This is a genomic window from Sphingopyxis panaciterrae (assembly GCF_011762125.1).
GTDB lineage: Bacteria > Pseudomonadota > Alphaproteobacteria > Sphingomonadales > Sphingomonadaceae > Sphingopyxis > Sphingopyxis panaciterrae.
Genome location: NZ_JAASQN010000003.1, coordinates 269575 through 282683, shown reverse-complemented (window position 1 = coordinate 282683; position 13109 = coordinate 269575). Strand labels below are relative to the sequence as shown.

Genomic DNA, 13109 nt, shown 5'->3' with positions numbered 1-13109 from the left:
ATTTTGTTGGCGTTTCAGGGCATAATGCAGGCTGACGCCCCTCGACGCGAATCGGTCGCGCGGTGGCCGAATGGGAATTTCGACACGCGGATGAAGCCCGAATTGCATCTTACCGCCCGCTCGGCGTGGCTCGATCCACCGCCGCCGAAGCGTGCCGGACCCGATCGCAGTTTCTGGACGGCGCTCGCCGCCGCGGTGATCGTCGCCAGCCTGGGGCTCGCGCTCGCGAGCGGCCGGCTGCGCGATTATGCGCCTTTCGGCCCGTATAGCGTCAGCGTGCCGCTGACCTTCAAACCCTATGACCCGGCGCGCTGGGCGATCATGAATGCCGGGGATTATGAGGACGCGCTGAAGATCGATCCGACGCTGCCCGATCCCAACAGCGTCGGCTATGCCGACGCGACCGCGCTGCCGCCCGTCGATCCCGCTGCGCTACGCGATGAAGCCTTTGTCGGGCCGCCAGCCAAAAGCTATGTCTTTCGCGGCGTCACCCCGCTCGATCGCGAACGCGCGCATTATTGCCTGACCGCCGCCATCTATTATGAAGCCGCGTCCGAAACCGACGACGGCATGCGCGGCGTCGCGCAGGTCATCATCAACCGGGCGCGCCATCCGAGTTTTCCCAACACGATATGCGGGGTGGTCTTCCAGGGATCGCAGCGCGCCGGCGTGTGTCAGTTCACCTTCAGTTGCGACGGTGCGATGGCACGCGCGCCATCGAAGCCCAATTGGCTGCGTGCGAGCCGCATCGCGTCGGCGGCGCTCGGCGGCTATGTTTTTCCGAAGGTCGGGCTGGCCACCCATTATCATACGCAAGCGATATGGCCGCGGTGGGGGAAGAGCCTGGTCATGACCAACATCGTCGGTGCGCATATCTTCCATCGCTGGCGCGGCCGCTGGGGCATGCCCGACGCGTTCCGCGCGCCCTATCTGGGCCGCGAGCCGGTGCCGGGTCCCTATCTGCCCGTCGCGCAGCAGCTGGCGATCCTCAAGGGTCAGGGCATCGCGCCGGGTGCGGGGCCGCTGCCGGCCGTCGCTGGCGCGGCCGTGCCGCTTCCCGATGTCGCGCCCGCCCCGACGCCGAGCGCGATGGCGCAGCAGGGCCGCGAGACCGGCACGCCGACCGCGCAGGCACCGGTCACGCCGCCCGTGACCTACAGCGATCCGCGGCTCAACCAGTCGGGGCAGATCAAGGAAGAATTCAGCAAGAGCGGGGAGTGGATTCGCTGAGCTGATCGGCCTAGCCTATCCTCCCTTTCGTCACCCCGTGTTGGAATAGGGAGGCTGTGATGGGACATGTCAAAGGCATCGGCGGGCTGTTCTTTCGCGCCCGCGACCCCCAAAAATTGACCGCCTGGTATCGCGAGCGATTGAGCGTCGGCGGCGGATGCAGCGCCGACGACAGCGTGCCGCCGAACGAATGGGTGTGGAACGTCACCGCGGGCCCGCTCGTCTTTGCGCCGTTCAAGGCCGACAGCGACTATTTTCCGGCCGATCGGCAATATATGCTGAACCTGCGTGTCGACGATCTCGATGCCGTACTGGCGCCGTTTCGCGAGGCGGGCGAAGCGATCATAACCAAGCCCGAATGGGACGACCCCGCGACCGGACGGTTTGCGCGGGTGCATGATCCCGAGGGCAATCCGATCGAGCTTTGGGAGCCGCCGAAGGGTTGATAAATTTGTCCAGCTAACGCCGGACGCGGCACCGGCCCGCTCCCCCTCCCAGCCTCCCATAGCATACCATGTCGGGAGGCTGGGAGGGGGAGCGGGCCGGTGCCGCCGCCGACGTCAGTCGGCGAAAATCAGCGCCCCTGGCTGCGCCAGCGCTTGACGACGCGTTCGAGAATCTCCGCCTCGCCGCCGCTCTCGCGCCACAATTTGGAGAAGAGCGGATCGCTCGACGCCGGGCGCTTGTCCTCTTCCAGCGTGTCGAGATAGACGCGGATCGGGATCGATACGCCTTCGCCGCAGACGATGCACTCCCGGTTTCTGAGCGCCGGGATCGAATCGATGAAGCCGCGCGCGCCTTCGGGCATTGCGGCCTTCACGAAATGCTGGTCGCGTTCGTTGTTGAGACGCATCGAGATGATCGTGCCGCACTGCGACAGCACGCCCTCCGCCAGATCGGACGGACGCTGGGTGATCAGGCCCAGCGATACGCCATATTTGCGGCCTTCCTTGGCGATGCGCTCGAGGATCTTGCGGACCGCCTGCCCCTGGCCGACGTCCTTTGCGGGGATATAGCGATGCGCCTCTTCGCAGACGAGCAGGATCGGCCGTTGCGGTTCGCCGCGCGACCAGATCGCATAATCGAAGGTGAGGCGCGACAGCACCGCGACGACGACGCTGGTGATGTCGGACGGCACGCCCGAGACATCAATGATCGAAATCGGGCGGCCATCGGACGGCAGGCGGAAAATCTTGCCGATGAAGCCCGCCATCGTGTCGGCAACGAGCATCCCCGAAAACATGAAATTATAGCGCGGGTCGGCGCGCATTTCCTCGATCTTGCCCTTGATCCGCATGAAGGGCGCGCTCGACGTCGCCTTGTCGAGCCGGCCCATCTCGTTCTGGAGAATATTCAGCAGATCGGAGAGCAGATAGGGGATCGGCGAATCGACCGTGATCTTGCTCATCCCCTCGGCCAGCCGGTTCTTCTGCCGCGCCTGGAGCAGGCATTTGGCGAGCACGTCGCAGTCGCTCTGCCGGTCGCGGCCATCGCTGGTGACGAAGACTTCGCAATGTTCCTCGAAGTTCATCAGCCAATAGGGCATCGCAAGATTGTCGACGTCGAACAGGGCGCCGGTACCCTTGAACGCCGCCGAATATTCGCCGTGCGGATCGATCATCACGATATGACCCTGCGGCGCGAGTTCGCAGATCTTGTGGAGGATCAGCGCGGCGCTGGTCGACTTGCCGGTCCCGGTCGAGCCCAGAAGCGCGAAATGCTTGCCAAGCATTGCGTCGACATAGAGCGAACCGCGAATATCCTTGGTCGGATAGACGGTACCGATTTCGACATGCGCGCGATCGTCGGCGGCATAGATTTGCTTGAGGTCAGCGCTGGTCGCGGCATAGACCTTGCCGCCCGGCACCGGATAACGGGTGACGCCGCGGCGGAAATTGTGGATGCGGCCGGTAATCTTTTCCTCGTCGCCCTCGCCGAGGAAGTCGATCGACGCGACGATCACGCCCTGCCCTTTTTCGTGGAGCTGCTGGTCGCGGATGCTGGCGACGAGCCAGACATTGCCGACGCGGACCTTGACCTGCGCGCCGACCTGGCCCGCCATCGCGACCGCCATGTCGGTCGACGACGCCAATTGGCCGATCGTCGCCGAATCGATCAGGATCCGCGACGCCGAGCCCGAGATGTCGATGACTTCACCGATCAGCAGGTCGTCGCGATGATGGACCGATGCGGGTGCGGCAGGGGCAACGGTGCCGCCGCCGGCAAGCCGGACGTGCTGCGCCGCCGTCATATCCCCGGCGCCGAACGCGCCGCCATGGCTATCCATCAAATCGCCCCGCCTTCATTGGTCCCGGCGACACTATCGCATCAGTTGGTAAACAAAGCGCTTATGATCGTTCACAGGCCAGCCAGGGGTGGCTCAGCGGCGGCGGAAAATCGCGGATGCGCCCCAGCCGAGAACGAGCGAGAGCAGCACCGCGGTGAGGCCATAAAGAAAGCCGTGGCGCTGCGCGGCGAGGGCGACGAAACGTTCGAAACCCGCCTTGCGGATCTGGACGTCACGTGATGCCACCGCGAGCACGCGGCCCCGGCTGATCAGATAGGTTTCGGCGCGATAGGTGCCGACCGGCACGCGCGCGGGAACGGGAATGCGCGCGCGGTAGAGCACGCCTTCGCTGATCTCGACCGCCGCGGAATTTTCGTAGAACAGCCCGATGCGGCGATAGAGGTCGATGAGCCCGGTCTCGAAGCGCTCAAGTTTCCTGGCTTCCGAAAAACCGCTCGGCGACATCGACAGATTGTTGAGCCCGAGTTCGAAGATCGCGGCGGTCCGTTCGTCGACCAGCTTGTCGATCGGCCGCGACGATCCGATCGCGTAAAAGCCGGGCGAGGTGCGAAGGCGAATGCTGCTGGCATTGACCCAGATGCCCGCGACACGCTGCTTCTCGCGCAGCACGATCGGCCGCACCGGCCCCTTCAGCACGACGACGATGTCGGCGCGGTCGTCGGGAAGCCGTTGGCCGGGATAGAGGATCGCACCGAAGAGCAGCAATTCCTCGCCGGTGAAGCTGTACTGGATGTCGATCGTGCGGTTCGACACGTCGGGGACGAGCCGCGGATCGGCCGCCTGCGCCGCCGCCGGTAGCGCCAGCGCGGCGAGCGCCAGGATCAGGGCGCCCAGCCGCCTCATTGCACAGTGTAGATTTCTTCGGGACGGATGAAGAGGTCGATGCCCATGCGGAGGGCGACGAGCAGCACGATTGCGGCCAGCGCGAGCCGCAGATATTCGGGCCGGACCTTTTGCGCAAAGCGCGCGCCGAACTGCGCGCCGGTGACGCTGCCGAGGAGGAGCAGCCCGGCAAGGACGATATCGACCGCGCCCGTCGTCATCGCGTGGACCATCGTCGTCGCGATCGTCACGAACAGGATCTGGAACAGCGAGGTGCCGACGACGACCTGCGTCCCCATGCCGAGCAGATAGAGCATCGCTGGGACCATGATGAAGCCGCCGCCGACGCCGAGCAGCATGGTCAGGATGCCGACCGCCATGCCGAGCAGCAGCGGCGCGAGCGGCGAGATGTAGAGGCCCGAGCGATAGAAGCGCCAGCGCAGCGGCAGATTGGCGACCATCGGATGGTGGCGCCGCTTGCGCGCCGGCGCGGGCAGGCCCGACTTGGCCGCGCGGAGCGCCCCCAGGGACTCGCGCCCCATGATCGCGCCGACCGACCCGAGCATCACGACATAGAGGATGTTGATCGTCGTATCGATCTGGCCCCAGGCGGTGAGCAGTTCGAACAATCCGGCGCCGATCAGCGAACCGATAAGACCGCCCGCGACGAGCACCGCGCCCATGCGCAGGTCGACGCCGTCGCGTTCGAGATGCGCCATCACCCCCGACACGCTGGCGCCGGTTACCTGCGTCGCCGCCGACGCCGCGGCGACGGTCGGTGGAATGCCATAGAAAATCAGCAGCGGGGTGGTCAGGAAGCCGCCGCCGACGCCGAACATGCCCGACAGGAAACCGACCCCGCCACCCAGCAGGACGATGACCAGGGCATTGACCGACAGATTGGCGACGGGAAGGTAAAGGTCCATGGGCCCCGAAACATGATTGCGACGCCCGAGCGGCGCCGATTCCAGCATCCTAGATCATTTTTATGGGCCGGGGAATCGGCAGCGTCGCGATATTTCGGCGAAATTCAGAAGTCGGCGGCCAGCGTCAGAGCGACACCGCTTTCGGGTGCCGCGTCGCCCGCCACGCGTTGCCGCCAGTCGAGCGCGATCCGGCCGCCTTCGCCAACGTCAGGGAGGCGGAGAGTCAACCGCGGGCCGATGTCGACCCGCGCCGCGCCCGGCTGCGCCGCCCCCGCCGCGAGCGCGCCGAGCCGCAGCGGCGCGGCTTCATCATCGCCCAGCCGGCGATCGACCACCATCGCACCATCGACGAAGCCATCGCGGCGGCGCAGGCCGACAACGCCGGCCTGGCCATAGGCGTCGAGCCGGAACCCACCGGGCAACGCGACGCTGCTCACCCCGCCGCTGACCATCGCCGCCATCGCGCTGCGCCCCTCGGGACCGGCGGCAATCCGCCGTTCGATCGAGACATCGACCGGCCAGCGCGCGACCGGGGCGTAGGTGAGGCCCAGCGCGAGTTCGCGCTGGCGCGGTTGCTGTACCGCCATCGTCGCGCGGCCATAGGCGCGCATCCGGCCGCTTTCGTCGAGGCCGTAAGCGAGCCGCAGCCCCGCCTGGCTGCCGCCGAGCTGCCCCGGCGAGGCGATCCCGCCGGGCGCCCCGTCGCCCCGGCGCAGGTAAAGCCAGCCGCCGAGCGACCAGCCTGCAAGCTGCCGCTGCATCCAGAAGGGTTTGGCGTGGCCGGGCTCGGCGCGTGCCGCGGCGGGGACCGGCCACCAGGCGGCACCGCCCGCGGGGAGCGCGGTTCGCGCCTGTCCGGCGAGCGGCGCAGGCAAGAGCCGCGCCATCAGCGCGAGGCGAAGGCTGTGGCGATCGGCGGCGGCGCGGCTGTCAGGCGCCATATTCGCGGCAGGGCCCCCGACCGGCGACGGATCATCGGGCGGCCGGGCCGAAGTCGCCGCCGGTGATGGGGACGGCGCCGCCGCGAGCGCCGCGCCTTGCGCGGCACCTGCGCTGCCGGTGCGTCTCTCGCTGGCGGGCGCCATCGGCGCAGCCGCGAAGGGCGACGCGATGACCCATGGCGCTTCGATGGTCGGCGGCGGCGGAACTACCGGATTCCAGACCGCCGCGACACGAACCGCCACCCACGCGCCCAGAAACAGCGCCAGGAAGCGGAGGGCCGGCGCGGCGTGGAGCGACCGCGGCTTGGCATGTCGGGCGATCGTCACCGCGCGGTCACCGGCGACGCCTCGCTTTCGAGCGCGAAATCATCTTCGCGATGCTCGGTCTTTTCCCACTCGACCCTGCCCGACCGGAGCATCCGGCAATAAAGCATGACGGCGCGGCGTGCCGCGAGCATCGCGATGATATTGGCCATGAAGGCGCGCGGAAATGCGAACACGCCCTGCCGCCAGCCGTAGCAACGTGCGGTGAAATATCCGCGCATCCCGAGCCGCCAGAAAAGCAGCATCGCGTTGAGACCGAGCAGCAACGCCATCGCCGGATCGTCGGCAGCGGGGGGCCAGCCGAGCAGCAGTTCGCTCGCCGAACCGAAAGCCGCCAGCATCAGCGCGGCATAGGCGGCGAGCAGGATGATCGCGGTCAGCGGCGCGCGCCGGTCGCGCCACAGCATCCAGCGCATCAGCCAGATGCGCATCGCGGGCGCATCGCGCCGGGCGCGACCGAGCCAGCCGAGATGATCCCATCCCGCCAGCGCGATGCCCGTGATCCAGCGCGATTTTTGCTTTACCGCGGCGTCGACCTGATGCGGGAAGCTGCCGCGCGACACGATGCGCCCGCCCGCCATGCCCGTCGCATCGACGAAGCGCGCGGCGAGGCCATGATGCGCCATCAGCATGCCAATCTCATAATCCTCGGTCAGGCTGTCGGCGCGAAAGGGCTCGCCGCCCCGGTCCAGCGCCAGCAGCGCCAATGCGTTCCGGGTGAGTGCACAGCCGACCCCCGCCGAGGGGATCGGCAGGCCGAGCCGCGAGCGGAGCACGAGTTCCTTGCCATGCGCTTCGGCAAATTCGTCGCCATAATGGCCGGAAACCCATTGCCCCCCGTGCCCCAAGATCGGCACCACCGGAATTTGCACCATCGCATAAGCGCCGAGATGGCGGCGATAGAGATCGAGTTCCTCGGGGTGGACATGATCCTCGGCGTCGTGCAGCACGATTGCGGCAAAGCGCCGCCCCTCCGCGCGCTCGTCCTCGCAAAGCGCTGTCCACAGCCGGTTGAGATTATCGCCTTTGGTCGTCGGTCCATCGCTCTCGCCGATCACCAGGCGAAGCCGCGGGTCGCGGGCGATCAGCGGCGATAACGCGAACAGCGTCGCCGCATCATTGGGATAGCATCCGACATAAAGCCGGAAATCCTCGCCGCCCCACGCGGTCAGCGCGCGCCGCAGCGTCGACGGCAGAACCTCGGCTTCCTTCCACGCCGGCAAGAAGATGGCGATGGCCCCGTCGAGCCGCGATACCGCGGGCCGGTCGGCAAGCCGCTCGCCCCGCGTCGCGAGCCACAGCGCATCGAAAAGCAGGTCGTCGAGCCCGATCAGCAGGATACCGACCGACGCGAACAGCATCAGTTCGTGACCGGCGCTGCGCACCAGCCATTCCAGCCATGCGGTCCACAGGTCCATCCCGCTCGCCCCACCCCATCCAGTGGCCCCCGCCATCGGGCGATCTTGGTTAATGATGCAAAGCCTTTTGTAAAGGGTGACGCTCGCGCGGCGTCGCGCTACTAGAGCCTGCGATTTTTCCAGAGCGAGCAGGTCCGCCCAGCCCTATGTCCAGCGATTCCGGCCCCCGATCGGCCCTCCGCGACTTTCTTGAAAGCGAGAGCGCCGGCGGCATGCTGCTGATTTTTGCAGCCATATTGGCGATGATTGTTGCGAATTCGGCCTATGGCGAAACCTATCTTCATTTCCTTCATGCCGTGACCGGGCCGGTATTGACCGACAAGCTCGGGCCGATGACCGTCCATCTGTGGATCAACGACGGGCTGATGGCGGTCTTTTTCCTGCTCGTCGGGCTCGAAATCAGGCGCGAGTTCGTCGACGGGCGGCTCGCGAGGCCGGACCAGCGGCGGCTGCCCTTCATCGCTGCGGCCGCGGGCATGGCCGTCCCCGCCGCGCTCTACCTGGCGCTGGCCGGCACAACGCCCGGCCTCGCGCAGGGTTGGGCGATACCGGCCGCGACCGACATCGCCTTTGCAATGGGGGTGCTCGCGCTGCTCGGCAAGCGCGCGCCGACGTCGCTGAAGCTTTTCCTCGTCACCGTCGCGATCGTCGACGACATGGGAGCGGTCGCGATCATCGCGCTTTTCTATACCGCGAAGCTGAACCTGCTCGCGCTCGCCGCCGCCGCCGCGATCGTCGGCGCGATGTTCGCAATCAACCGGCTCGGCGTGCGCAGCCTGGCCGTCTATCTGCTGATGTTCGCCCTGCTCTGGTATGCGATGCTCTTGTCGGGGGTGCATGCGACGATCGCCGGGGTGCTTGCGGCGATGACGATCCCGTTCGATCGCACGCCCGGAGCGCCCGACAGCGCCACCTCGCCGCTCCACCGCCTCGAACATGGGCTGCACCCGTGGGTCGCCTTTGCGATCGTGCCGCTGTTCGGTTTCGCCAACGCCGGGGTCGATGTCGGCGGCCTGACCGCCGCAGAGGTCTTTGCGCCCTTGCCGCTCGGCATCGCGGCGGGGCTGTTCATCGGCAAGCAGTTGGGCATTTTCGGCAGCGTGTGGCTGAGCGTCAAGCTGGGCATTGCGGGCAAGCCGGCCGGCGCGACCTGGCCGCAAATCTATGGCGTGGCGCTCCTGTGCGGGATCGGCTTCACGATGAGCCTGTTCATCGGCGGGCTCGCTTTCCCGGGTGACGCACTGCGCGTCGAGGAAGCGAAGATCGGCATTCTCGCGGGATCGCTGGTCGCCGCGCTGATGGGCTTTGCCGTGCTGCGCTTCGCACCGCGCCACCGCGATTACGACCGGGTCGAAAACCGGTTCGCGGCCGAGATCCTGAGCGACGGCGACGTCGGCGATACGTCCGAAGCGAGCGAGATGGAACGAGCATGATGACCCGGTGGCAACGAACAATCACGATGTCGCTGATGGCCGGCGTCACGCTTGCGGGCTGCTATTCGCTCGATCCCGAAATGAAGCGCATCGTCGAGCAACGCAAGACGCAGCAGCGCGGAACGGACCATGCGCCGCCGCCAGCAGCGTCACCGGCAGAACCCGATGCTTCGCCGCCCCCCGCGCTGACGACGAAGGCCGCGAAGGATATCCCTGCAATCGACGTGCGGCGGCTCGAAGTGGTATCGGGTGCGAGCGCGATGCCGGCGCCGGATTCGATGCCCGCCGCTCCCGCTTCGGGGCTGGCAGATACAACGGGCGCGGGAGCCTGGCCCGCCCCGGCAGAGACGGCCGATCCCGCCGCCGCGCTGTTCGCGGCGCAGACGATCGATGCCGCCGCCACCGCCTATGTGCTGCTGAGCCTGGAGATCGGGACGCACGAGAAGGGCTATATCGACGCCTATTACGGTCCGCCGAGCCTGCTCGACGCTGCGATCAAGGCGCCGCGCGACAAGGCCGCGCTGCTGGCGGCGGCGCGGCAGCTGACGGCGAAGCTCGATGGCGTCGTACCCGATCTTGCGGACCCGATCGAAAAGCGCCGCGCCGCCTTTCTGCTGGCCCAGCTGCGCGCCGCCGAAACGCGGCTGATGATGATGGACGGCACGCGCTTTCCCTTTGCCGAAGAGGCCGAGCGGCTGTTCGGCGTTCGCCCCGAACTCAAGCCGCTGGCGAGTTATGATGCGCAACTCGCCGCGATCGATGCATTGGTTCCCGGACCCGGCGATCTCGCCACCCGCGTCGAGGCCTATCTCGACCGCTTCACCATTCCGAAGGAGCGATTGCAGAAAGTGTTCGACGCCGCGATCGCTCGCTGCCGCGGGCGCACCGCGACGCATGTCGCAATGCCGCAGGAGGAAAGCTTCAAACTGCAGTTCGTCACCGGCAAGAGCTGGAGCGGCTATAATTATTACCAAGGCGGCTATCACAGCATCATCCAGGTCAACACCGACCTGCCGATCCGCCTGTCGCGCGCGCTCGACCTCGGCTGTCACGAGGGGTATCCCGGCCATCACCTGCTCAACATGAAGCTTGAGGAGCAGTTGGTGAAGGGCCGCGGCTGGAAGGAGTTCAGCGTCTATCCGCTCTACAGCCCGCAGAGCCTGATCGCCGAGGGCACGGCCAATTACGGCATCGACCTGGCCTTCCCCGACCGCACGCGCCCCGACACCGAGCGCGACGTGCTGATGCCGCTCGCCGAAATCACCCCGCCGGCCGACGACCGTTACTGGCAGCTCACCGATGCGATGAAGGCGTTGCAGGGCGCGCGGCTGACGATCGCGCAGCAATATCTCGACGGGCAGATCGACCGGCCGGCCGCGGTCGCGCTGACGCAGAAATATCTGCTCTTCTCACCCCAGCGCGCCGAACAGTCGGTCGCCTTTACCGACCAGTATCGCAGCTATGTGATCAACTATGGCATCGGCGAGGAGATGGTGCGCGCCTTCATCGAGCGCGGCAATCCCGACCGCGACGAAATCTGGCGGCGCATGGCACTGATCCTCGGCGAGCCGACCTTGCCGGCCGACCTGCTCGCCCCGTGAGGCGGCGCGACCGAACCCAAAAGCAGGATGTCTGCCTTGGGGTGGGAAACTGCCATGAGCTCCACTCACCTTCGTCATCCCGGGCTTGACCCGGGATCCCGCTTTTTTTTGAGGGCGCCGACGGTTTTCGAGGTTAAGCGGGCCCCCGGATCAAGTCCGGGGTGACGATGGACGGGACGGCAACTAACCGCCGAAAACAGTCGATGATCACCTTTTCCTTCCAAAGAAAAGAACGGTACTTCGACAAGCTCCGCACAAACGAAATGGAGGTTCGGCTTACTCCGCCGCCATCGCCATTTCGACGCGCTGCGGCCCGCGGATGACGCCGCCCGGTGTCGGACCCTGCATCGCGCCATCGCGGAAGGTGACCTCGCCCGACTTCACCGTCGCGATATAGCCATCGGCCTTTTGAAGCAGCCGCTTGCCACCCGCGGGCAGGTCGAAGGCGAGCCACGGCTTGCCAAGCTTGATCGCCTCCATGTCGATGACGTTGAGATCGGCGAGATAGCCCGGCGCAAGCACGCCGCGATCCTCGAGCCCATAGAGGATCGCGGTATCGCGGCACTGACGCTTGATCGCATGTTCGAGCGCGACGCGGGCTCCCGCGCGGTCGCGGACCCAATGCTGGAGCATGAAAGTCGGCGAGGCGGCGTCGCAGATCGTCCCGCAATGCGCGCCGCCGTCGGACAGGCTGTTCACGGTGTCGTCCGACGCCTGGAGATCCTCGAGGAAATTGAGGTTGCCGTCGCGGTAGTTGAGGATCGGGAAATAGATGAAACCCTTGCCGTCGTCCTTCATCAGCAGGTCATAGGCATATTCGGCCGGGCTCATCCCGGCGGCAACCGCGCGCGCCATGATACTTTCATCCATCCTGGGCTCATAGTTGAAGTCGGGGTCCATTTCGAAATGAACCGGCCAGCCTTCGGCGACGATCTTGAGAAAATCGAGGATGTCGCTTTCGGGCCAGATATTGGCTTCTTCGACCATGCGCTTTTTGAATGCAGGGTCCTTCAATTTCGCGAGCTGCCCGGCCCAGGGCAGGTCGATGATCTCGCTCCACGCCGGCTTGAAACGGAACGGATGCACCGTGCCCTGCCACGCCATGATGACGCCGTTGCCGCGCAGCGCGATCTGCGCCACGATGTTCGCGCCGGCCCTATTCTGCTTGCGCATTTCGGCAATCTGTTCTTCGAGCGGCAGTTCCTTGGCGATCGACTGAAGCGCGGCGAAGGTCACTGGCAGCCCAGTTTCGCGGCTCAAATCGCCCATCCACTGGAACTCGTTCCATTCGCGCTTCATGTCGCTCGCCATTTCGAACACGCCATAGCCGACACGCCCCATCGCGCGACCGATCGCGATCAGTTCCTCAGGCGTAGCGGTGGTGCCGGGGACAAGTTCGCCGTCGATCGATTTGTGGAGCACGGTGCGGCTGGTCGAGAAACCGAGGGCCCCAGCGCGCACGCCTTCCTCGACGATGCGCGACATTTCGGCGATGTCGGCGTCGGTCGGGATTGCGCCAGGCTTTTCACGGTCGCCGAGCACATAGGCGCGCACCGCGCCGTGGGGGACATGGCAGGCGACATCGACGGTGCGCGGCAATTGCTCCAGCGCATCCATATATTCGGGAAAAGTCTCCCAATCCCATGACATGCCCTCGGCCAGCGCGGTGCCGGGAATATCCTCGACACCTTCCATGAGGCTGATCAGCCATTCATGGCGGTCGGGCTTGGCAGGCGCAAAGCCGACGCCGCAATTGCCCATCACGACGGTGGTGACGCCGTGCCAGCTCGACGGCGCCATTTCGGCATCCCACGTCGCCTGGCCGTCATAATGGGTGTGGACGTCGACGAAGCCGGGGGTGACGATCTTGCCGCTGGCGTCAATCTCCTCGCGCCCGGCGCCGAGATTTTCGCCGACCGCGACGATGCGGTCCCCGTCGACCGCGACGTCTGCGACAAAGGGCGTTCCGCCCGAACCATCGACGACCGTGCCGCCGCGAATCACCAGATCATGCATGTCCGCTCTCCCGATTTTTAGTTTCACGAAGAAACCTATCATGGATTCGGGATATGCCAAGGCCTTTGGACCGAAGGCCTTAAAGCCACA

10 protein-coding genes are annotated in these 13109 nt (G+C 66.2%); 4 read left to right on the top strand and 6 right to left on the bottom strand.

Features of this window, described 5'->3' with window-relative positions:
• Nucleotides 1–90 precede the first annotated feature (90 nt).
• Together FHR22_RS13280 and FHR22_RS13275 are read left to right on the top strand one after the other, a co-directional pair.
• Nucleotides 91–1230 carry a cell wall hydrolase gene (locus FHR22_RS13280; protein ID WP_166943501.1) on the top strand — a complete coding sequence of 380 codons (1140 nt, stop codon included), beginning with the start codon at nt 91–93 and terminating at the stop codon, nt 1228–1230.
• Nucleotides 1231–1289: 59 nt separating this feature from the next.
• Nucleotides 1290–1676, top strand: coding sequence for a VOC family protein (locus FHR22_RS13275; RefSeq protein ID WP_166943498.1), 387 nt, complete (start codon nt 1290–1292; stop codon nt 1674–1676).
• A 128-nt stretch (nt 1677–1804) separates the two neighbouring features.
• Here the strand turns inward: FHR22_RS13275 and FHR22_RS13270 are convergent, their stop codons facing one another.
• From FHR22_RS13270 to FHR22_RS13250, 5 genes are all read right to left on the bottom strand, one after another.
• Nucleotides 1805–3517: an ATP-binding protein gene (locus tag FHR22_RS13270; protein ID WP_208417711.1), complete on the bottom strand. Its 1713-nt coding sequence runs from the start codon at nt 3515–3517 to the stop codon at nt 1805–1807.
• Nucleotides 3518–3610: 93 nt separating this feature from the next.
• Complete coding sequence (locus tag FHR22_RS13265; RefSeq protein ID WP_166943495.1) at nt 3611–4381, bottom strand: TIGR02186 family protein; 771 nt, start codon at nt 4379–4381, stop codon at nt 3611–3613.
• Nucleotides 4378–5286 carry a sulfite exporter TauE/SafE family protein gene (locus FHR22_RS13260; protein ID WP_166943492.1) on the bottom strand — a complete coding sequence of 303 codons (909 nt, stop codon included), beginning with the start codon at nt 5284–5286 and terminating at the stop codon, nt 4378–4380. The genes FHR22_RS13265 and FHR22_RS13260 overlap by 4 nt, the downstream gene beginning before the upstream one ends.
• A gap of 104 nt (nt 5287–5390) precedes the next feature.
• Nucleotides 5391–6554: a hypothetical protein gene (locus FHR22_RS13255; RefSeq protein WP_166943489.1), complete on the bottom strand. Its 1164-nt coding sequence runs from the start codon at nt 6552–6554 to the stop codon at nt 5391–5393.
• On the bottom strand, nt 6551–7969 hold the full coding sequence (locus FHR22_RS13250) for a glycosyl transferase family protein (protein ID WP_166943486.1): 1419 nt from the start codon (nt 7967–7969) through the stop codon (nt 6551–6553). The genes FHR22_RS13255 and FHR22_RS13250 overlap by 4 nt, the downstream gene beginning before the upstream one ends.
• A 146-nt stretch (nt 7970–8115) precedes the next feature.
• On the opposite strand from FHR22_RS13250, the gene nhaA reads away from it, so the two are divergent.
• Nucleotides 8116–9402 carry a Na+/H+ antiporter NhaA gene (nhaA, locus tag FHR22_RS13245; RefSeq protein WP_166943482.1) on the top strand — a complete coding sequence of 429 codons (1287 nt, stop codon included), beginning with the start codon at nt 8116–8118 and terminating at the stop codon, nt 9400–9402.
• A complete protein-coding gene (locus FHR22_RS13240) occupies nt 9402–11003 on the top strand; it encodes a hypothetical protein (RefSeq protein WP_166943938.1) in 1602 nt (533 codons plus the stop codon). Before nhaA ends, FHR22_RS13240 begins: the two co-directional genes overlap by 1 nt.
• A 276-nt stretch (nt 11004–11279) precedes the next feature.
• On the opposite strand, the gene FHR22_RS13235 is transcribed toward FHR22_RS13240, so the two are convergent.
• A complete protein-coding gene (locus FHR22_RS13235) occupies nt 11280–13019 on the bottom strand; it encodes an N-acyl-D-amino-acid deacylase family protein (protein ID WP_166943479.1) in 1740 nt (579 codons plus the stop codon).
• Nucleotides 13020–13109: the final 90 nt, after the last annotated feature.